The following is a 21,642-nucleotide window of genomic DNA, read 5'->3' on the forward strand; positions in this document are numbered from 1 at the left end:
CTCCGCCAGCCGGGCTGGCTGTTCAGGCCTCACTGCTGAGTAGTGCGGTGAGCAGCGCTACCGCGCCGCTCTTGTCGAGTGGGTTGTTCTGGTTCCCACACTTCGGCGACTGTACGCAGGACGGACACCCATCCATACATTCACAGTGTGCAATCGCCTCACGTGTCGCGGTCAACCACTCGCGCGCAGCGGCATAGCCGTGTTCGGCGAACCCGGCTCCGCCCGGGTGGCCGTCGTACACGAAGACGGTGAGGCAGCCGGTGTCGGCGTGCCGGGCGGTCGAGACGCCGCCGATGTCCCAGCGGTCGCAGGTGGCGAACAACGGCAGCAGCCCGATCGACGCGTGCTCGGCGGCGTGCGCCGCGCCGGGTACGTCGTACAGCCCGAGTGCGGCCACCGTCGTGTCCGGCATCGTCCACCAGACCGCCTTGGTCCGCAGTGTTCGCTCGGGGAGGTCGAGTGGCTGTTCGTCGAGTACGTCGCCAGTCGCGATCAGCTTGCGCTGGAACGACACCACCTGGCTGGTCACCTGGACCCAGCCACGCGACAGCTCCGCCGTCCCCCAGGAGCAGGTCTCCTCGGTCGCCAGGATGCTGATCTCCGTCACGTCCCGGGCGAAGGTGGTGTAGTCGGGGGCGGCCGGCTCCACGACGGCGGCGTACCCCTCGAGGTCGAGGGTCTTGACCAGGTACGACTCGCCGGCGTGCACGTAGACGGCGCCCTCGTGGACCGACGCGTGCGCCGAGCCGCCGTCGACCGTGCCGAGCAGGCGGCCGGTCTGGTCTTCCACGATCTGCACCGTCTTGCCGCCGGCCGAGCGGATGTCGATCGCGTCCACCGCCCGCTCCCGCCGCGTCCAGAACCAGCCGTGCGGACGCTCCCGGAGCAGGCCCTGCCGCACGAGCTGCGCGATGACCGACGGCGTCGTGCTGCCGAAGATCTCGTGGTCCGCGGCGGTCAGCGGGAGCTCCTGGGCGGCAGCGCAGAGCTGAGGGCCGAGGACGTACGGGTTCTCCGGGTTGAAGACCGTTGCCTCGACGGGGCGACCGAAGATCGCGGCCGGGTGTCGCACCAAGTAGGTGTCGAGTGGGTCGTCGCGTGCGACCAGCAAGGCCAGGGCGTCCCCACCGGCGCGACCAGCGCGTCCTGCCTGCTGCCAGAGCGACGCGCGGGTGCCAGGCCAGCCGGACAGCAGTACGGCGTCCAGGCCGGCGATGTCGATGCCTAGCTCGAGCGCATTGGTGGCCGCGACTCCGGTGAGCTCACCGCTCTGCAGCATGCCCTCGAGTCGGCGGCGCTCCTCCGGCAGGTAGCCGGCCCGGTACGCCGACACCTGGTCGGTCAGCCCGGGATCGACCTCGGCGAGGTTCTCCCGGGCGGTCATGGCGACCTGCTCGGCGCCACGCCTCGACCTGACAAACGCCACTGTCCGGACTCCGGTGACGACGAGATCGGTCAGCAGGTCGGCCACCTCGGCTGTGGCGGAGCGCCGTACCGGAGCGCCGTTCTCGCCGCGCAGGGTGGTCATCGGCGGCTCCCACAGGCCGAAGGCGACGCCGCCACGCGGAGAGCCGTCGTCCACCACCTCCACCATCGGCAGGCCGGTCAGCCGTTCACCGGACACGGCAGGCTCGGCCACAGTGGCCGATGCGCAGACGAAGATCGGATGAGCGCCGTACTGCGCGCAGACCCGGCGCAGCCGCCGCAGCACGCCGGCCACGTGCGCGCCGAACACGCCCCGGTAGTGGTGACACTCGTCGACGACGACGTACTGCAGGCAGCCCAGGAAGCGGGCCCAGCGTTGGTGGTTCGGCAAGACTGAGCGGTGCAGCATGTCCGGGTTGCTCAGTACATACGTCGCGTGGTCGCGGGCCCAGTCGCGCTCGGTGCGCTCCGAGTCGCCGTCCAGCGTCGTCGCGCGCAGGCCGGGCACCGAGTACGACGAAACCGCGCGGAGCTGGTCGTGCGCCAGGGCCTTGGTGGGGGACAAGTACAGAACAGAGGCCGTCCGTCGGTGGGGTGAGGCAGCCTGCGCGATGCTCAGCGTGGCGAAGGCGGGCAGCAGATAGCCGAGCGACTTCCCCGACGCCGTCCCGGTTGCGACCACGACATGCTTACCCGCGTACGCCGCTTCGGCTGTGGCGACTTGGTGGGTCCAGGGCGCTGTGATGCCGGCGTCCGCGAGTTGGCTGAGCACCTCCGGCGGCGCCCACCGCGGCCAGGCGCACGTCTGCCCGACGCGCGGCGGCACGGACTCGACATGGGTGAGCCGGTCGTCACGCCCCATGGCAAGGCGCTTCAGCACGCTCGTCGCCTCACCACCCACCCGCATGACTCTGAGCTTAGTAACGCCCTCGGACAGTGGTGTTGCGGACCAGCCCGACTTGTGCTGCTACCGGTGCACACGGCATTTTGGGCAGGGAGATCGACTTCGGGTGTAACGAGATGAAAGAGTTTTCGGTAGCGGCCCTACTCACGGTCCGTACATGGTTGAATGCAGCAGTTCACGGGATCGGAGGCCGAAGTGGATCTGTCGCTCAACACGCGCGCCGAGGGCGGGCGTACCGTCATCGAGGTGGCGGGGGAGATCGACGTCTACACCGCACCGAAGCTCCGCGAGAAGATCGCCGCGCTCGTCGACGAAGGTGTCCACCACCTGGTGATCGACCTGGAACGCGTGGAGTTCCTGGACTCCACCGGTCTCGGCGTTCTGGTCGGCGGACTGAAACGGGTGCGCACCCACGACGGATCCCTGTCCCTGGTCTGCACCCAGGAACGGCTGCTCAAGATCTTCCGGATCACAGGCCTGACGAAGGTCTTCGACATCCACCCGGACGTCGCTTCGGCGATCTGAAGTATGCGAAAAGGTATCCTCAGCACTACGAAGAGTGAGGTTGTTGCCTGACATCGCGGGTATGGCGTAGACCACCCTGTCGTCAGGTCTGGTCGGATACCCGTTAGAGTGACCCACCGCGCCAGTCATTGGCGCTGTGTCGTATTTTCCCAACCCTTCGGTTGCGGCAAACGGGGGCCGTCAAGCCCGGAAGGGTTGCCTACAAGGAGGACGGATGTCCGCGCTGCTTGCACAAGCGGTGGATCTTTCGTCGAGCAACACCACACTGGTGATCGTCGTCGGAGTGATCGCGGTCCTCGCGGTCGCCATTGCGATGGTCTTCCGGGGCCAGGTGCTTGCCGCGAACGATGGCACCGAGAACATGAAGACGATCGCAGCTGCGGTCCAGGAAGGCGCCTCGGCCTACCTGAACCGGCAGTTCCGGACGTTGTCGATCTTCGCCGTGGTGGCGTTCCTGCTGCTGTTCCTGCTGCCTGCGCACAGTGACGGCGACAACGAGACCACGCTGAAGATCTTCCGGTCCGTCTTCTTCCTGATCGGTGCGGGCTTCTCCGCCCTGATCGGCTACCTGGGCATGTGGCTCGCGACGCGCGCCAACGTCCGGGTCGCCGCCGCGGCGCGCGACGAGGGTCGCGATCCCGCGATGCGCGTAGCGTTCCGGACCGGTGGCACCGTCGGTATGGCGACCGTGGGCTTCGGCCTGTTCGGCGCCGCGCTCGTCGTCCTGCTGTTCAAGGGTGACGCCCCGACCGTGCTCGAGGGCTTCGGTTTCGGCGCCGCGATGCTCGCCATGTTCATGCGTGTCGGCGGCGGTATCTTCACCAAGGCCGCCGACGTCGGCGCGGACCTGGTCGGCAAGGTCGAGCAGAACATCCCCGAGGACGACCCGCGCAACGCCGCCACGATCGCCGACAACGTCGGTGACAACGTGGGTGACTGCGCCGGTATGGCGGCCGACCTGTTCGAGTCGTACGCCGTGATGCTGGTGGCATCGCTGATCCTGGGCAAGGCCGCCTTCGGCGAGCAGGGCCTGATCTTCCCGCTGATCGTGCCGGCCATCGGCGCCATCACCGCGGTCATCGGTGTCTTCCTGACCCGCCCGCGCACCGGCGAGAACGGCCTGCGGACGATCAACCGGGCGTTCTACATCTCCGCGGTCATCTCCGCGGTGCTCTGTACGGTGGCCGCGTTCGTCTACCTCCCGAGCAACTTCAGGGACCTGACCGGCGCCACCGAGGCGATCGCCGCCCACGACGGCGACCCGCGCCTGATCGCCACCGTCTCGGTGCTGATCGGCATCGTGCTGGCCGCCATCATCCTGGCGCTGACCGGATACTTCACCGGCACCGAGGACAAGCCGGTCAAGGACGTCGGCAAGACCTCGCTGACCGGCGCCGCGACCGTCATCCTGTCCGGTATCTCGGTCGGCTTCGAATCCGCCGTCTACACCGCGCTGGTGATCGCGGCCGCCGTGTACGGCGCCTTCCTGGTCGGCGGCTCCGGCGTCGTCGCTCTGTTCGCGATCGCACTGGCCGGTTGTGGTCTGCTGACCACCGTCGGTGTCATCGTCGCGATGGACACCTTCGGCCCGGTCTCCGACAACGCCCAGGGCATCGCCGAGATGTCCGGTGACGTGGATGGCGAGGCGGCCCAGATCCTGACCGAGCTGGACGCTGTCGGCAACACCACCAAGGCGATCACCAAGGGCATCGCGATCGCCACCGCCGTCCTGGCCGCGACCGCGCTGTTCGGCTCCTACACGGACTCGATCTACGCGGTGCTGGACGACGCCGGCGACCGGGCGTTCAACGCGGACGCGCTGGTCTTCGACCCGTCCACCCTGGTCGGCCTGATCATCGGCGCGGCCGTGGTGTTCATGTTCTCCGGTCTCGCGATCAACGCCGTCGGCCGGGCCGCCGGCGCGGTCGTCTACGAGGTCCGTCGCCAGTTCCGCGACATCCCCGGGATCATGGAGGGCACCGGCAAGCCGGAGTACGGCAAGGTCGTCGACATCTGCACCCGCGACTCGCTGCGTGAGCTGGCCACCCCGGGTCTGCTCGCGATCACCGCTCCGATCGCCGTCGGCTTCGGCCTCGGCGCCTCGGCGCTGGCCGGATACCTGGCCGGCGCGATCGCGTCCGGCACCCTGATGGCGGTCTTCCTGGCCAACTCCGGTGGCGCCTGGGACAACGCCAAGAAGCTTGTCGAGGACGGCAACCACGGTGGCAAGGGTTCGCCCGCGCACGAGGCTACCGTCATCGGTGACACCGTCGGTGACCCGTTCAAGGACACCGCCGGCCCGGCCATCAACCCGCTGATCAAGGTGATGAACCTGGTCTCGGTGCTGATCGCCCCGGCCGTCGTGGGCATGTCGACGATCGGCGAGGACACCAACACCCCGCTGCGGATCGGCATCGCCGTCGCCGCGGTGGTGATCCTGGCCGCGGCCGTGATCGTCTCCAAGCGCCGGGAGTCGGTCATCGCCGACACCCCCGCCGAGGTGAACGCCGCCGCCTGATCCAGGCAAGCAGCGCAACGGCCCGCCGGTCATCCGGCGGGCCGTTTCGCATGGACCCAGACAGTCGACCGCTTTACTGTCGTCGGTAGGTGCCGACGTTTGAGCGCAGGGAGGTGGGGGTGCCTCGTCTGCCGGCGATGCTGCTGCTTCTCGTCGTTGCGGGCCTGCTGGGTACGGCGCAGCCGGCGAACGCAACGACGACGCAAGAGGACGTCACCTACCTCAATGCCGCCCACCAGACCCATCTGACGATCATTCAGGCCGCCCAGGCGGCCAAGACCCAGGGAAAGACCCGGTGCGTGCAACAGGTCGGCGCCCTGATGGAACGTGACCACCGCAGGCTGGCCGCGCAGGACCTCGAGGCCGCCAGCCAACTCGGCGTCGGGCTGGTCACCATCCCCTCGCAGGCCCAGCGTCAGCAGCTCGACGCCCTCCAGGCCAAGGCCGGGACGTCCGGGTACGACGCCGCCTGGCTGGAGTTGCAACGCCAACAGCACCAGCAGCTCCTGACGCTGATCTCAACCGAGCTGAAGAACGGCAGCGAGCAGGCCGTCCTGTCAGTGGCCAAGGGCGCCCAGCCCGTGGTCCAGATGCATCTGCGCATGGTGTCTCCGACCTGCCGCGTCATTTCCGGTTCCCCGATGGTGCCCACTGGCGATGGCGGCCAGGTGGCCGACGCCCAACGGACCCGCTCGCTGACCGCACTGGCGTTGCTCGGCCTCGGCGTACTCCTCCTCGCCGGCAAGGCGGCTCCTGTACGTCGGCGATTCTTCGGCGTCGTGGCGCTGGGAACCGGGCTCTTCATGGTGTTCGGAGGGCAGCCCGGTAACACCGGCGAGGTTCCGAAGGCCGGAACCACTGCGGCGGAACGGGAAGCGGCCATTCCACCGGTGCGCCTGTCGCTGCCCGGCTTCCTGGACGCGTCGGTGACCCCGGTCGCGACCGGTGGCGACGGTCTGCTGCAGATGCCGAAGTCGCCGGTCGACGTGGGCTGGTGGGCTGCGGGCGCCGCGCCGGGCGCGTCCGGCGGCACCGTGCTGCTCGCCGGGCACGTGGACTCCGCGCGCCACGGACGTGCGGTTTTCGCTGCGCTGTCGCAGGTGCCGGTCGGTGCCAAGGTCTCGGTGACGTCCGGGGATGGCGACGTACACCGGTATCGCATTGTGGCTCGCCGTACCTATCGCCAACAGGACCTGCCCGCCGACCTCTTCCACGGTGCTGCGAAGCCGCGACTGGCGCTCGTCACCTGCATTGGCAGCTACAACCCGGCGACCCGGCGCTACAGCCACAATCTCGTTGTGTACGGCGTTCCGGTGGATTGACGCGATTTTCGCGCTAAACCACACCATGCCGTCATTCGGTGGCGACTTCCATTTTTCGCATGGTTATCCGGAAGTACCGCCGTCCGTCGACTTTCGGCTGATGCGGCGGGTGGGGTCGATGGGGGATCGTCGGGGTCGTGGTCAGGGCTTTAACCGATGGCAGCGCGAACCGGCCGGACGGCAGAATCAACCCACGGGTGGACACACCGGATCCGCCCCGGGTCCGATGATCCGGCCCGGTCGGACCTCGATACTGATCTGGACACCACCGCCCGACGAAGTGCTGCACTGGCGCGTCACCGAACGAGGAGTACGGCGATGATCGAGGCAATCGGCCTCACCAAGCGATACGGCGCAACCGTTGCCGTAGACAACCTGTCTTTCGAGGTGAAACCGGGAAAGGTGACCGGCTTCCTCGGCCCGAACGGGGCCGGCAAGTCCACCACCATGCGGATGATCCTCGGCCTGGACACCCCGACCTCCGGCGACGTCCGGATCGACGGCCAGCGCTACCGCGACCTGCACCAGCCGCTGACCAAGATCGGCGCGCTGCTGGACGCCAAGTGGGTGCACCCGAACCGGTCCGCCCGGTCCCACCTGGCCTGGATGGCCGCCTCCAACAGGCTGCCGAAGGCGAGTGTCGACAAGGCGCTGGAGATGGTCGGCCTGACCTCGGTCGCGAACAAGCGGGCCGGCGCCTACTCGCTGGGTATGTCGCAGCGGCTCGGGATCGCCGGCGCACTGCTCGGTGACCCGGAGGTGCTGCTGTTCGACGAGCCGGTCAACGGCCTCGACCCCGAGGGCATCCTCTGGATCCGGAACTTCATGCAGCGGCTGGCCGCCGAGGGCCGGACCGTGCTGGTCTCCAGCCACCTGCTGTCCGAGATGGCGCAGACCGCCGAGGAACTGATCGTCATCGGCCGCGGCAAGCTGATCGCGCAGAGCTCCACCCAGGAGTTCGTCGACCGCGCCAGCGGCACCACTGTCAAGGTGCGGACCCCGCAGCTGGACCAGCTGGCCGGTGTCCTGCACCAGCAGCAGCTGGTCACCCGGATCGAGGACGTCGAGAAGGAAGGCAAGGTGTTGTTCGTCGAGGGCGACCTGACCACCGACCAGGTCGGTGAGGCGGCCGCCGCGCACGGCATCGTGCTGCACGAGCTCACCCTGCAGCGCGGCTCGCTGGAGCAGGCGTTCATGCAGATGACCGGCGACTCGGTCCAGTACCACGCACACGACGAGCTCGCCCACGTCGGCGACGTGAACCTCGACGCGCCGTCGAGCGTCGAGGTCGTCTCGGGTCCGAAGGAGGACAACTGACATGTCGCTGATCACCGTCGAGCGGATCAAGCTCTTCTCCACCCGCTCACCGTGGTGGTGCATGATCGTCGCGGCCGTGCTGTCGATCGGCCTGGCCGCGCTGGGGACCGGTTTGGCCCCCGACGATGCCGAGGTGACTCCGGCGATGTCGCAGTTCGGCGTCAACCTGGGGCAGATGGTCATCATCGTGATGGCAGCGCTGGCCGTCACCACCGAATACCGGTTCGGCACCATCCGGACCAGCTTCCAAGCCGTCCCGCAGCGCACGGCCTTGCTGTTGAACAAGACCGTCGTGGTCGCCACGCTGGCCGCCGTCGTCGGTCTGGTCGCTTCCGTCGGCTCCTGGGGGATCGGTTATCTCTTGGCCGGTGGGAGCGCCGACATGGCGATCGACACGTCGGGCGAGTACCGGCTGATCTTCGGTCAGGGCCTGGTCTACGGGATCGCGGCGATCTTCGCGATCGCGGTCGGCATCTTGATCCGGCAAAGCGCGGGCGCGATCGCCATCCTGCTCGTATGGCCGCTGCTGGTCGAGAACCTGGTGGTGCTCATCCCGAAGGTCGGAGACGACCTGCAGAAGTGGGCGCCGTTCACGAATGCGAACCAGTTCATCAACGGCGGCCAGGACATGGGTTCGGCCGGCGCCGAAGCCGCAGGTCCCACCACCGCGCTGTCGCCATGGTGGGCGCTGGCCTACTTCGCCGCCTGGGGTATCGGCCTGCTGATCATCGCCCTCGTCACCGCAAGCAAGCGCGACGCCTGAGAATCGTCGTCCCCGGCCCTGGTTGAGGGGCCCTGGCCGGGGACGCGAGGGCCCGGCCGGGCTGAGGGGTCCTGGCCGCTACGGCCCGTGGCACATCCGGGAGACCGGATGGACCACGGGCCGTTCCCCGTTCTGGAACCGGGCGGCGGGCTGGCGGGTTGTGGTGGAAAGCGTTTAGCCTGCCGCGCATGACCGACTGGGCGCGGGTGCGCGCCGACGGCTTCGCCGTCCCGACCGATCGTCCGCTCACCGATCTCGTCGCCGAGCTCTCCGGCCTGCTGCGCTCACCCGACCCGGTGCTGCGCGACGTCCAGGCCTACCCCACGCTCGCCACCTGGATCGGTCGCGGGGACCTCTCCACCGACCAGCTCCGCGGCCTCGGCGACGAGATGGTCACCCGGTTCGCCGACCCCGAGGTGCAGGCCCGCACGTTCGCACCGCTGATCCTTCGTGCGATCGTCTCGGCGGGCGTGTTCGAGGCGACCTGGGTGCCGCCGTTCGAGCGCTGGTACGTCGCCGAGGAGGACCTGCGCGGGTACGACGACAAGCTCGGCTGGCTGCACGCCGTTGCCCACGGCGCCGACCTGCTGGGCACACTCGGCCTGCACTCGGCGGTCGAGCCGGTCCAGATGCTCCGGCTCGGTATCGGCCGGCTGCTGACGCCGACGCCGTACGTGGTGCGCGACATGGAGGACGACCGCCTCGGCTACGCCCTCGCCGCCACGCTGACCCGCTCCGACCTCACCGAGACCGACGCCACCGAGTGGCTCGACCCGGCCATCCGGGTGCTCTCGAACCCGCCTGCCGAGGGGATCACCCCGGAGGTCACCAACACGATCCGCACGCTGCGGGCGACGTACCTGCTGATCGACCACGGTGTGCGGTTGCCCGGCGCCACTACGCTCACTCGCATCCCGCACCAGGACCAGGTCAAGACAAAGCTGGCCGACGTCGTCCGGATCGTCACGCCGTACTACCTCTGAGCGTCAGACCGTCGGTGGGCGGCACATCCGACTTTCGGTTGGGGTTTCCCTGAAGTGTCCCTGGACCACGGCGTGCCGCGGTCCAGGGCACGGTACAGGTGGTATCCGGTGGAAGCCGAACCCCTGTCGTGGGATCGTCTGTGCTGGCAGCGCCGTGGACCCCTCCCATGGTGGTGCCAACGCCACTACCGCAGTAGTGCAAACACCATCGGATCTGGTCCGTGGCGACGTTAGCTTTCTGGCTGACGAAAGCCGTTGGGGGCAGCAGTTCAGAGAGGGCGCGTGGAGTCATGGTTGCGACATACCTGAAGAAATGGGTCGGCAGCCGGATCTTGAACAGGACCACCCGCAAGGGTGGTCTCGACCTGTCCAAGATGCGGATGTTCCCGAGTTCGGTCTCGATGCCGCTGCGCCGCCACGGCGTGGACCCGGTGCCCGCCCTGCGGCAGGTGCGCGAGACCGAGCCGGTGCACAAACTGGCCCATCTGTTCGGGCTCAACGTCTGGGTGGTGAGCGGGCACGCCGAGGCGAAGGCGGTGCTGGCCGACACCACGAACTTCAGCAACGACATCCGGCCGCTGGTCGGCTCCGACCCGAACAAGCCGTCCGAGGGCATCGGCGGTCTCGGGTTCACCGACCCGCCGGACCACACCCGGCTGCGCAAGCTGCTGACCCCGGAGTTCACCAAGCGCCGGCTGGCCCGGCTGGAGCCGGCGATCGAGAAGATCGTCAACGACCAGCTCGACCTGATGGAGGCCAAGGGCCCGGTAGTCGACATCGTGGCGGACTTCGCCTTCAACGTGCCGTTCCTGCTGATCGCCGACCTGCTCGGCGTCGAGGAGTCCGACCGCGACCGGTTTCGGGCGCTCGGTCCGGCCCGGTTCGACTTGTCCGGCGGCGGGATCGGGGTGTTCGGGTCGGCGAGCGAGTCGCGGGACTTCCTGTTCGAGATCGTCGGCAAGCAGCGGGCCGAGCCCGGTGACGGGCTGATCGGGTCGATCATCCGCGAGCACGGCGACGCCATCGACGACATCGAGCTCGGCGGACTGGCCGACGGGGTGTTCCTCGGCGGGTACGAGACGTCGGCGAGCATGCTTGCGCTCGGCACGCTGGTGCTGCTCCGCGACCCGTCGAACTTCGAGCGGATCCGGAACGAGCCGGGCGCGGTCGACGTGATCGTCGAGGAGCTGCTGCGGTACCTGACGGTTGTCCAGGTCGCCTTCCCGCGGTTCGCGCGGCACGATCAGGAGTTGTTCGGGCAGCAGGTGAAGAAGGGCGACCTGGTCGCGGTCTCGCTGTCCGGGGCTGACCGGGACAAGCAGGTCTTCGGAACCGACGCCGAGGACTTCTACCCCCGCCGTACCGTCTCCTCCGCGCACCTTGCCTTCGGCCACGGCATGCACCGCTGCGTCGGCGCCGAACTGGCCCGCATGGAGCTCCGGGCCGCCTTCACAGCCCTCGCACACCGCTTCCCCGACCTGTCCCTGGCGGTCCCCGAAGAACAACTCCGCTTCCGCGACTTCTCCATCGTGTACGGCGTCGAAGCCCTCCCCGTCCAACTCCACGCCAACACCACGGAACAGGTCGCCGGGTAGTCCCCCTACGCGGCGGACCCGAGCGGGTTGGTCAGGGGGCGGGGTGGTTGCGGCGGGTTCTCAGGGTCTCGAACTTGTCGGCCAGGGAGGGGGAGTGGGTGCGGAGGCGGGAGAGGTCGCCTTGGGATTCGAAGAGTTGGGTCAGGAGGACGGCTCGTCCTTGGTCGAGGAGTTCTACGGCTCGGGCGTGGAGGGTGTCGGCCTCCGGGGTGCCGTTGGATGCTTGGAGGGCGGAGGCGGCTGCGTCGGCGCCGAGAGAGCTGAGTTGGCGTAGGCCGTGTTCCTGGTCGGAGCGGTCCAGGAAGCGGGGCGCGACGTACGGGAGTTGTTCGAGCGCGGTCGTGTAGCCGTCGAGCGCTTCGGTCCAGTCCTCGGCCCCGGCGGCGAGCGCTCCCCAATCAGCGGCGGCCTGCGTTCTGAGGAACGGCGGTGCCGACGAGGATCCCGCCGTCGACTGGTAGGCGGTCAGGGCCTTGCTGAAGTCCGCTGGATCGGCCGTCCGCCGGAACCGCTGCAGCCAGCATCCCCCGAGGTTGAACCCGGCGGCTATCCGGAACTGCGCCCCGGCTGCCGGGGCCGCGATCGCCTCCTGGTGCGCGACGATCGCGGCATCGAGGTCAGCCAGTACGCCGTCACGCTCGAAGCGACTCAACAAGGCGCGGCCCAGGTTGGACTGGAACATCGGCAGCCGGTTGTTGTCCGGCCGCGACTCCTGAACCGCTCGCTGGAGGACCGACACCATCTCGTCGAGGACCGCCGGCTCACGAGTCCGCTCGTACTGCGTGGCCAGGGCCAGACCGAGGTTGCTCAGGTGACCGGGGTCCACGCCGTCGTGCTCGGCTCCGACCTGTACCGACTGCCGCAGCTCAGCCAGAGCGGCCTCCAGCTCACCCGGGTCATTGGTGCGCAGATGACGTGCCCACCGCGCGTTGCCCAGTTGGTTGAGCACGGCCGCACGCAGGTCAGGGGCCCCTGCATGTTCGTTTGCGGACTGCAGGAGGTCGATGGCGTCGTTGAGGCTCGCCAAGTGCTCGGTCTGCTCGTAGCGGAGCCGCAGGGCGAAGCCGACCGCGTTCTGGGCTCGCGCGAGCTGGTCCGGGTCGGTGAGAGCGTCGACGGCTTGCAGACCCGCCGTGATCGACCGGTCCAGATCGGCCCGCTCGCCGGTGGCCTCGAACCTGAGCCGCAATGCGGAGCAGAGGTCGGTGAGGGCAGTCGGGTCGACCGCCATCCCGAGCTCGCACGCCTCGATGATCCGGTCGAGCTCGGCGTCGTCGGTGGTGTGGCCGAGGGAGCGCAGCAGCCGCCAGTGACCGTCGAAAGCGTGCAGCCTGGCGAGATCGGTGTGCAGGTGCGAGTTCTCCGGGTGCGACTCCGGGAGCTGCGCGAGACAGTCGCGGACGAGCTCGATGGCCTCGCCGGTCAGCGCGATCGTGTCATCGCCGACCGGACCGTGGACCAGCGCCGCGGCCAGCGACCGGACCACGGCCGGGTAGGTCGGCTCGGTCGTAGCCATGGCCCGCTGTGCGCTGCGGCCCTCCGCTACGGCCTCGGTGAGGACCGCAGGATCGCCGGTGAGTTCGTGCTGCTTCAGCAGCGCCATGACGACGATCGCCCGGCGCATCGGGTACTCCGGGTCCGACGGCGCGGAGATCTCGACGACCCGACGGGCGATGGTCACCGCTTCCGCCGCGAGCTCCGGGCTGTCCGCCGCGGCCCGGAGGATGTCGGCGAGGGCCATCAGCCGGCGCACGTGGTCCGGGTCCGCGGGATCGGTGGCGTCGGCGGCTTGTCGCAGTACGGCGACAGCCTCGGTCATCGCGGCGTGGTCGCCGGTGAGCAGGTGCCGGGTGCGCAGCGCCGTACCGAGCACCTGGAGGGTTCTGCTCTCGCCGTCCGTGGCGGCCGCGCGGCGGGCGAGGTCGACGGCCCGATTCGCGGCTTCGGCATCGTTGCTTGTCGTGGCTCGGTGGATCAGCGAGAGTGCGAGGCTGCGCTGCGGCCAGGGGTTCGCGGGCTCCAAGGACAGTGCCCACTCCGCTGTCGCCACAGCGTCGTCGAGCATTTCGAGTCGGGCGGTGCGCTCGTAGGCCAGCTGGATCAGGTCGGCGAGGAAGGCGGCGTACGACGCCTGGTTCGTGGTCGCGAGCTGAGCCGAGCACCGTTGGACGTGGATGGCGTACAACAGGAAGTCGAGCGCGTTGCTCGCCTCATAGGCGCTGAGGAGTTGGCTGGCGTGCTCGTAGAGCGCCGGCGCGGCCCCGGCGAGCTGCCCGCCGTGGTCGTTCTCGGTCGCGACCGTGAAGTGCTCGACCGCGGTGGCGAGATCGGCCGGGTCGCCGAGATGGCGGTAGCGGGTCCAGCAGAAGCTGCCGACGTTGAAGCGGAACGTGACTGCGGCCGGTGCTCCTGCGGGCACCATGTTCAGTGCGCTCGTCATCAGCTCGATCGCCCGGTCCAGGAGCGCGAGCTCGCCGGTCTGCTGGTACTGCTCGAACAGCGCAATCGCCTCGTCGGACACCGCCGCGGTGCTCTCCCTGGCCTGGACGACCTCTCGCACCCGATCCGGTACGGCGTTCGGCTGAGCGAACACGATCGGCTCGAGCAGGCCGACCGCGGTCCGGAACGTGTCCTGGTCGGTCGACCCCGAGGCGAGGAACCGGCACCAGAACAGCATCCCGGCGGCGTGCCGGCCTTCCAGGTTCTCGGCGAACCCCGGTGTCTCGAACAGGCCGGCCACTTCCGCATCGGCGTCGGGGCCGAACACTGTCCGCGCGCGCGGATCCTGTTTGAAGTGCTCGACCCGGCCGTAGAGCGACTCGATCAGTTCGCGGGACATGAGTCCACCGCCTCGACGGACGTGAGCTTGTTCAGCTCGACGGAGATCTCTCCGGCCTGGGTCTGGAGGGTCATCCGGCCGGACTCGATCCGGAGCACCGAGCCGCACACGGTCCGGCTGTCGGTCGTGATCTCCACCTTGGGCCGGTTGCGGGCCGGGCCGTACCAGGTGCTTGCGACGGCAGCCACGAGTAGCGCTGCGCAGGCCAGGCTCAGTCCGATCCCGCGGCGCAATGCCCGCGCTGCGGCCTGAGCCTCGCGGTGCTCGGCGATCGGAAGGGGCGCGAGCGCGGCGACGGGGACGACCGCTGGGCGCCCGTTGGAGGCTCGGAGCAGGTAGAGCGCGGCGGCTGCTCCTGCGAGTAGGGCGAGGAGCAGGAGTACGCCGACGATCGCAGCTGCTGCCGGGGTCAGTTCGGTGATGTCGGACCGTCCCTTGATCAGGCTGAACCCGACCAAGGCGATGAGGAGGCCGGCCAGGCCGTTGCGCCACTGGGTGGCGGCTGCACGGACTCTCGCGAGTTCGGTACGACGCATGAGGTCGACCTGCTGTGCGCGGAGCAGGTCAGCTGTCGTGGCCGCGCGGCCTGGCGCCGGCCGACCTGGTCCCGGCCGGCTCACGAGCCGGCCGGGAGGTTGAAGATCCAGTACGCGCCGCAGCCGACGCGACCGTCCGGCCGTCCTGGGTGCGCCTCCGTGCAGGTGCAGATGACCGGCACAGCGTGGTGGCCGTTCCGCTCGGCGCGCTCCGTGGTCGGCGCGCTCCGGAAGATGCCGTCGACCAAGGGCACTTCGATTGCCGCCTGACACCGTGGGCAGACCCCGCCGAGCAGGGACATGCCGACGTCGAAGTTCTCGATCACGAACGTCTCGGCGGCCTTCTCGGCGTACCCAGGTTCGCTCACCTCGCGATACGGCACCGGTCCGCCGGGGCGAACGTCGTTCATCGTCAGGGTCTCCTTGGTCGTCACGGTCCGAGGTGCACGAAGGGCGTCCACACGCTCGGACTCGCCGGGTGCTGGTCGCGTAGTCGCCGTACGACGCGATGCAGCGCCGCCGCGGCCCCGTCGGCGCCAACCTGTCCGTCGGAGCAGAGCTCGGTGTAGACGCTCTCGACCACGTCAGCCGCGGTCGGGTCGTACACGGACCAGAGGGTCGCGACGACCTGGCGGTAGCCGGCGTAGTGGAGCGCCGCGGCCAGGGTGATCACTTCGTCGGCGAGGTCCAGTCCACCGGTCGCGGTCTTGCAGGCGGACAGGAACGCGAACTCGCCCAGATCCGTGCGATTGCTGATGCTCTGCACGGTCAGCGTGCCGTCGTACAGCAGGAGTCCGCCGTTCGATGGATCCGTGAGGTCCTGGTGGCCGTGACAGCTGAAGTGAGCCCAGTGGTGCCGGCCGAGCTCCTCACGGACCCGGGTGGTGGTGGCGTCCGCGCCGTACAGGACCGTGCTCCGGTCGCCAGGGAACAGCCTGGCCAGCAGGTCGGCCTCGCGGTCGACGTTGGGGAGCGGGGTCTGGCCGGGTGCGTCCGGTACGGCGACGACGAGGAGCTCCGGCCGTGGTGCCGGGCTCCTGCTGTTAGTTGCCTCGTGCAACGCTCGGAGGGTCGGTGTGTACGACGGGATGACGCGGTCGAGCACCGACTCCTTCGCGCCGTGCCGGCCTGCGGCGTGCAGTGGCAGGGCGGTGAGCAGGCCGGTCGGGCACCACCACAGTCGCGGCCATGCGTCGTCCGGTGGGGTCTGAGTGAAGCCGAGGTGGGTCAGCACGGGGTCGGAAATCGCTGCCCATAGCCAGTCGAGTACCTCGGTGACGACGGTTTCCATCAGGAGCCGCTCGGTGTGCAGGCGCTGCGCGGCCGCGTGGAACTCCTGGAACGCGGCCGGCGACTGGTCGCCCTCGCGGAAGCGGCGCTGCGCCTCGTAGGTCTCCTGCTCGGCGAGTTGGAAGCGATGCACTGCCTCTAGGTAGCGCGCGGCCCACTCGGTGGTGCGTTGCTGTGAGGCCTCGGGTAGTTCGAGGGGCGGTAGCACTCCGCCTTCTGTGACGATCAGCGCGTCTGAGCGCCATTGGCTGACGTTCACCATCACGACCGGTCCGCCGGTCGCAGCCAGTCGGAGTGCATCTAGTCGCGGCGGCTTCAGGAAGTCCGCGAACCCGTCGAGTGCCCGGATCTCCGCGAGCACGTCGTTCCACTCCTGATCGAGCGCCATCCGCTCACCGGCACGCCGGGACTCCGCAGCCGGCCTGTCATGCCTCATCGCTAAGCCCCCAGAAACCCTCGGCGATCGAACGTTCACTCTAAGGCGCGAACCGGTCCACCGCCACGCCAAAGGACACCGCCGCGCGGCGACAGCCTTCGCCTGCTCCAGGGTCAAGGCAAATCGAACGGAACGAGCCTGGATAGAGTCCCATCGTGACTGGTTGGCCGGTGCCGGATGAGGTCGGGGAGATTCTTCGGGTGTTGCCGGAGAAGTGGCATGCGCAGTTCCTGGATGAGTACGACGGCGCCGGTGGCGAGGTCTTGAGGCTGTGGCGGCTGCGGGCGGTCGCGTACTCGAGTCCGCGGTACGACGAGGCGCTCGAGGCAGCTCGCGAGGGGCGGGATGAGGAGTTCATCCCGGCCGAACAGGTGATCCCGGGCTGGCCTGACGGACGCTGAGTCCTGTCGCGTTCGTCGGGGCGCTTTGGACGACGACATCCCGTCGGCACCACCTGCTTTCAAACAAAGCGTGGGTAACTGATTCGTGGCACTAGGTGGTCTGTGGCGGGTTCGGGTCGTGACAGATGTGGGGGTGGGTGGTCACAATGGGCGGTCCGGCCCGATGTGCGGGTGTGGAGAGGGAAAGGCCGCCGGCGGGGTTATGGGTAGTGGCGAGATGGCGACTGGGGGCGCGCTGACCGCCCGGATCGCCGCCGCGATGACGTTGGCTCAGACGGGTGGGCATGCGACCGCGGCCGCTGAGATCGAGGCGGTCCGCGCGGAGCTTGGTGGTGTGCCGAGTTACCAGCTGGCCGCCGCCGAGTACGTTCGCGGCGTCGCTGCTCATCACGCGAGTGACGCCGACGAGGCCATCAAGGCTGTCGACGACTGCATTGCGGTCGCGAAGGCGATCGACGAGCCGGGGTGGGAAGCGAACGCGCTGCCGATCCGGATCATCAACCTGGCCCGCAGCGGTCGCGGCGGGGACACCGTGAAGGATCTGGTCGCCGCCGAACACGCCCTCAAGAGGACCCGAGACGACGGCCTGACTGCCTGGGCGCACACCGGCCTCGGCTACGCGTACGACGTACTACGCCTTTACGAACTCTGCATTCCGCATTACGAGCTCGCCACCCGGCTCGACGCGGACGTCTTCGAGCTGGCCGAGTCCTTGGCGATCGATCGGCTGAATCTGGCCGAGACGTATCTGCGGTGGGCGCACGAGCTCGAGCGGCTGGGTGATCCGTCGTGCCAGCGGGAGATCCAGGAGCGGCGGGCGTCGGCGGCGTACTGGGCGCGGGCGGCGGAGCGGGTGATCGTCGACGGCGAGGGCCAGGAGTTCTGGCGGTTGAGTGCCCGGTTGTGGCTGGCGGCGGCTGCGACGGACGAGGATCCGGCGCAGGCGGTTGCCGAGCTGAAGGAGTGCCGGGACGAGATCAGCAAGCTGGGTGAGACCGAGCGGCTGGCGATCGCGGGCACCTACCTGGCCAGGGCTCTCGAGGCCGACGGTAAGCATGACGAGGCGAAGGCAGCGGCCGATCGGGCTGCGGACGACCTTATTCCGTTGGCGGATCCGGCGACCCACGTGCTGGTGCTGCAGACCAGGGCGGAGCTCGCGGCGAGTACGGGCGGGCCGGGAGCCGTTGCAGGGTTGGCGTATGCACGTTCGGTTGCGCGTGGCTGGTGGAAGGAGCGGCAGCGAGCGCTGAACGCCGTACGGCATGCGCTTGCCACGCATGACCTGTCGCAGCGGCACGACGCCGAGTGGCATGCGGCGCGGCAGGATCCGCTGACCGGGATCGGAAACCGCCGGGCGCTGGACGAGCGGCTGACCGCGGCCCGCGACTCGGGCCGGGCGGTGACGGTGCTGGCGATCGATGTCGACGACCTGAAGGTTGTCAACGACACGTACGGGCACGCCTGCGGGGACGAATTGCTGCAGGTTGTGGCAAATCTCCTGGTAGAACAGGCGCGAGCGACCGATGCCGTGATTCGATCGGGAGGCGACGAGTTCATCGTGGTGCTGGACCAGCCGGACGCCAAGGGTGGCGCCCAGTTGGCGCTGCGGATCCGTACGGCGGCCGCGGCGATCGCGGCGTCGACCGCGAAGCCTTGGCTCGGTCGGCTGGGGTTGAGCATCGGGTACGCCGCGACGGCCGAAGGAGTCGCGGTCGATCAGCTGATCGCCACCGCGGACCGCCGGCTGTACGACGACAAGCGCCGTAGGCGGTGAGGCGACAGGGGGTTGTGAGGTGCGCGACACGTCGGGGGTGACCGCGCGGATCGCGACGGCGATGACGCGGGCCCAGTCCGGCAATCCGGCCGAGGCGGCGATCGAGCTGCACCGGTTGCTGGCCGAGCTGGGGTCCGAGCCGAGCCCGGAGCGGGCCGCCGCCGAGTACGTGCGGGCCGTCGCGGCGCACCACGCCACCGACGCCGGCGAGGCGCTGGACGCGGTCGACGCCTGTATCCGGGTGGCCCGCGCGATCGACGAGCCCGGCTGGGAGGCGAACGCGATCGCGATCCGGATCATCACCCTGATCCGCACCGGCGAGGGCGGTGACTCGGTCGCCGACCTGGTCGCGGCCGAGAACGCGCTGTCCCGGACCCGCGACCTCGGTCTGGCCGGCTGGGCGCACACCGGCCTCGGGTACGCCTACGACCTGCTGCGCCTGTACGAGCTGTGCATCCCGCACTTCGAGCTTGCGGCCGAAGGGGACCACGACCCGCTCGGTCTGCCCGAGGCGCCGACGATCAACCGGCTCAACCTGGCCGAGTCGAATCTGCGGTGGGCGCACGAGCTCGAGCGCCTGGGCGACACGTCGTACGACGACGAGATCGGCGAACGCCGGCGGGATGCGCACCGGTGGGCGGCTGAGGCGGTCAAGGTGATCGTCCGGGACGACCTGCTCGGGTATTGGCCGATCGCCGGGCGGATGTGGCTGGCCGCGAGCGACGACGACACCGACGCAGTCGAGGCAGTGGCGATCCTCAAGGACTGCCGTGACCAGCTGGCGAAGCTGGGCGACCTGGAGCTCGCGGCGATCGCGGGCACCTACCTGGCCAAGGCGTACGCAACAGCGGGCAGGCTGGAGGACGCTGCAGAGGCCGCACAGCGGGCTGGTAGCGACCTGCCGCCGACATCGGATCCACCGGTCGAGGCGCTGGTCCGCCACACCGCTGTGCAGATCGTGGCGGACTCCGGGGACCTCGGGGCGGTCACTGGGCTGCAGTACGCGCGTGCGATCACCAGAGGCTGGTGGGCCGAGCGGTTGCGCGGTCTGTACGCCGTACGCTCCGCTCTGGCCAACCACGAGCTCTCGATCCGGCATGACGCGGAGTGGCGGGCGGCCCGTGAGGATCCGCTGACCGGCGTCGGCAACCGCAGAGCACTCGACGAGCGCATGTCGGTCGCGCGCGCCGCCAACCGTTCGGTGGCGGTGATCGCCATCGATGTGGACAACCTCAAGGTGATCAACGACAGCTACGGGCACGCCTGCGGTGACGACGTACTGCGACTCGTCGGGCAGCTGCTGACCGAGCAGTGCCGTTCCGAGGATGTGGTGGCGCGAGCCGGTGGAGACGAGTTCGTCGTCGTACTGGACAAGCCCGACGAGCGTGGTGCGCGGGAGCTGGTGGAGCGGATCAAGGTCGCGGCGGACCGGGTCGCGGTGTCGGCGGCGGAGCCGTGGTTCGGCATGCTGCGGCTGAGCGTCGGTCAGGCGAGCAGCACCGACGGTACGGCGGTCGCGGACCTGCTCAGCGAGGCCGACCGGCGAATGTACGCCGACAAGCGCCGACGCCGGACTTAGTAGTCCAGGAACCCTTCCACCACAAGGCGTCTGACCTGTGGGAGGTACTCCCGAAGGACATTCTCCAGCGGCTGCTCCAACAAGTCCGCCAGCGCCGCCAGGATCTGCCCCACGCTCAAGTCCCCGTCACACGCACCGACGAACCCAGCCAGCACGGTGTCCGCCTGCTCCGCCCGCCGCATGCCGCGCTGCCGTCGCAGCACGATCGACGCCGGGTCCTCGGCGCCCGGCTGCCCACTCGTCTCCTGGATGACGTCATCCGCGACCACCAAGTGCTGCCCGGTCAGGTCGTCCGGCAAACCCTCCGACCGTTCGAACCGGCGCAGCACGTGCGGACCGATCGGCCGCTCGATCTCGTACGGCCACTCCTCGGCGTCGAGTGACCCGGCCACGTTGTGCAAGGTGATCCAGCCCATGCCGATCGCCTCGACATCCTGGTCGTCCAGCCAGCGCAGCCAAGCGTCGTACCGGGCCGTGTACTCCGGGGACCCGTGCAGCCCCGCGTCCCGCAGCCACAGCTCGACGTACTCCGCCGGGTCGAGCTGCTCGCGCTGCACCGCCCACGCCGACCGGTCGCCCGTCCACCCAGCGATCCGGTCGCGCCAGTCCTCGCCACGGACGCACGTCCAGTTGGCCAGCAGCTGGCACCAGCCCCCCTCGGTCAAGTGGTACGGCGCCTGTCGCACCAGCTGCTCGACGACGGAGTCACCGGCGAACCCGGTCTCCCGGTACGTCAGCCGCCCGTCGCCCGGCGAGATCACGTACGGCGGGTTGCTCACGATCAGGTCGAACCGCTCGCCACGGACCGGCTCGAACAGACTGCCCGAGCGGACGTCGAGGTCGACCCGGTTCAGCGCGGCCGTCCACCGGGCCAGCTGCAGCGCCCGTGGGTTCACGTCGGTGGCGACGACCTGGTTGACCCGGTCGGCCAGGTGCAGCGACTGGATGCCGCACCCGGTGCCGATGTCGAGGGCCCGCTCGGCCTTGATCGGCACGGTCAGGTGGATGAGGCTCAGACTGGCCGGCGCGATCCCGAGCACGTAGTCGGACCGCATCGCCTCCCGCCGCCCGTCCAGCCCCGGCGTGAGATCCGCGACCACCCACCACTCCCGCCCGTCCTCGGCATACGGCCGAATGTCGAGCAATGCCTCTCCGGTCGAGTCAACGATGCCTAGAGCAACTAAATCGATGCCGGGAAAGGCCTGTGTGACAAGGGATTCCGGTACGGCGCGCTGCAGCAGGAACAACCGGATCATCGTGTCCAGCGCGTCACCGGAGCCGGTGCGCCGGCCCGCAAGAGTGGTCTCGTTGCGGGCCAGCGCACTGTTGGCCTGAGGACCGAGCCGTTCGGCCACACCCTCGACCGTGTACCCGGCTGCTGTGAACGCCTGTCGCAGCGCGTCCACAACGGTCGCCGTCAGTTCAGTCATGCAGC

The 21,642-nt window shown here is 69.1% G+C and carries 16 protein-coding genes; 10 read left to right on the plus strand and 6 right to left on the minus strand.

The genetic code is table 11. The annotated features are described in order from the left end of the window. Positions 1–22 precede the first annotated feature (22 nt). The gene (locus ACIBL3_RS06240; RefSeq protein WP_396352111.1) at positions 23–2,332 is read right to left on the minus strand and encodes a DEAD/DEAH box helicase; all 2,310 of its coding nucleotides are present in this window, start codon (positions 2,330–2,332) and stop codon (positions 23–25) included. Positions 2,333–2,524: 192 nt separating this feature from the next. Between ACIBL3_RS06240 and ACIBL3_RS06245 the strand changes: the two genes are divergently transcribed. The 7 genes from ACIBL3_RS06245 (at position 2,525) to ACIBL3_RS06275 (ending at position 11,352) form a co-directional block, all read left to right on the plus strand. After that, complete coding sequence (locus tag ACIBL3_RS06245) at positions 2,525–2,854, plus strand: STAS domain-containing protein (RefSeq protein ID WP_360527270.1); 330 nt, start codon at positions 2,525–2,527, stop codon at positions 2,852–2,854. Between the two features lie 214 nt (positions 2,855–3,068). Further along, positions 3,069–5,372, plus strand: a complete 2,304-nt coding sequence (locus ACIBL3_RS06250) for a sodium-translocating pyrophosphatase (protein ID WP_396352113.1) — start codon at positions 3,069–3,071, stop codon at positions 5,370–5,372. 119 nt (positions 5,373–5,491) lie between these two features. Beyond that, positions 5,492–6,694, plus strand: a complete 1,203-nt coding sequence (locus tag ACIBL3_RS06255; RefSeq protein ID WP_396352114.1) for a DUF4142 domain-containing protein — start codon at positions 5,492–5,494, stop codon at positions 6,692–6,694. 318 nt (positions 6,695–7,012) lie between these two features. Next, positions 7,013–8,011 carry an ABC transporter ATP-binding protein gene (locus ACIBL3_RS06260; protein WP_396352115.1) on the plus strand — a complete coding sequence of 333 codons (999 nt, stop codon included), beginning with the start codon at positions 7,013–7,015 and terminating at the stop codon, positions 8,009–8,011. Position 8,012: 1 nt separating this feature from the next. Continuing rightward, positions 8,013–8,774, plus strand: coding sequence for an ABC transporter permease (locus ACIBL3_RS06265; protein ID WP_396352116.1), 762 nt, complete (start codon positions 8,013–8,015; stop codon positions 8,772–8,774). A 188-nt stretch (positions 8,775–8,962) separates the two neighbouring features. Then, on the plus strand, positions 8,963–9,757 hold the full coding sequence (locus ACIBL3_RS06270) for a DUF2785 domain-containing protein (protein ID WP_396352117.1): 795 nt from the start codon (positions 8,963–8,965) through the stop codon (positions 9,755–9,757). 290 nt (positions 9,758–10,047) lie between these two features. Beyond that, a complete protein-coding gene (locus ACIBL3_RS06275; protein ID WP_396352118.1) occupies positions 10,048–11,352 on the plus strand; it encodes a cytochrome P450 in 1,305 nt (434 codons plus the stop codon). 31 nt (positions 11,353–11,383) lie between these two features. Here the strand turns inward: ACIBL3_RS06275 and ACIBL3_RS06280 are convergent, their stop codons facing one another. The 4 genes from ACIBL3_RS06280 to ACIBL3_RS06295 form a co-directional block, all read right to left on the minus strand. Next, positions 11,384–14,191, minus strand: coding sequence for a hypothetical protein (locus ACIBL3_RS06280; protein ID WP_396352119.1), 2,808 nt, complete (start codon positions 14,189–14,191; stop codon positions 11,384–11,386). Next, a complete protein-coding gene (locus ACIBL3_RS06285; protein WP_396352121.1) occupies positions 14,176–14,727 on the minus strand; it encodes a hypothetical protein in 552 nt (183 codons plus the stop codon). The genes ACIBL3_RS06280 and ACIBL3_RS06285 overlap by 16 nt, the downstream gene beginning before the upstream one ends. An 80-nt stretch (positions 14,728–14,807) precedes the next feature. Then, on the minus strand, positions 14,808–15,137 hold the full coding sequence (locus ACIBL3_RS06290) for a hypothetical protein (RefSeq protein ID WP_396352122.1): 330 nt from the start codon (positions 15,135–15,137) through the stop codon (positions 14,808–14,810). Between the two features lie 20 nt (positions 15,138–15,157). Then, positions 15,158–16,453, minus strand: a complete 1,296-nt coding sequence (locus tag ACIBL3_RS06295) for a CHAT domain-containing protein (RefSeq protein WP_396352123.1) — start codon at positions 16,451–16,453, stop codon at positions 15,158–15,160. Positions 16,454–16,608: 155 nt separating this feature from the next. On the opposite strand from ACIBL3_RS06295, the gene ACIBL3_RS06300 reads away from it, so the two are divergent. The 3 genes from ACIBL3_RS06300 to ACIBL3_RS06310 all read left to right on the plus strand — a co-directional run bounded on the left by ACIBL3_RS06300 (position 16,609) and on the right by ACIBL3_RS06310 (position 20,207). Then, a complete protein-coding gene (locus ACIBL3_RS06300) occupies positions 16,609–16,854 on the plus strand; it encodes a hypothetical protein (RefSeq protein ID WP_396352124.1) in 246 nt (81 codons plus the stop codon). A gap of 217 nt (positions 16,855–17,071) precedes the next feature. Beyond that, positions 17,072–18,628 carry a diguanylate cyclase domain-containing protein gene (locus tag ACIBL3_RS06305; RefSeq protein WP_396352125.1) on the plus strand — a complete coding sequence of 519 codons (1,557 nt, stop codon included), beginning with the start codon at positions 17,072–17,074 and terminating at the stop codon, positions 18,626–18,628. A 19-nt stretch (positions 18,629–18,647) separates the two neighbouring features. Further along, positions 18,648–20,207, plus strand: a complete 1,560-nt coding sequence (locus tag ACIBL3_RS06310) for a diguanylate cyclase (protein ID WP_396352127.1) — start codon at positions 18,648–18,650, stop codon at positions 20,205–20,207. Here ACIBL3_RS06310 and ACIBL3_RS06315 read toward each other — a convergent pair. After that, complete coding sequence (locus ACIBL3_RS06315) at positions 20,204–21,637, minus strand: methyltransferase (RefSeq protein ID WP_396352129.1); 1,434 nt, start codon at positions 21,635–21,637, stop codon at positions 20,204–20,206. The genes ACIBL3_RS06310 and ACIBL3_RS06315 overlap by 4 nt on opposite strands. Positions 21,638–21,642: the final 5 nt, after the last annotated feature.

Source organism: Kribbella sp. NPDC050124, assembly GCF_044460355.1.
Lineage (GTDB): Bacteria > Actinomycetota > Actinomycetes > Propionibacteriales > Kribbellaceae > Kribbella.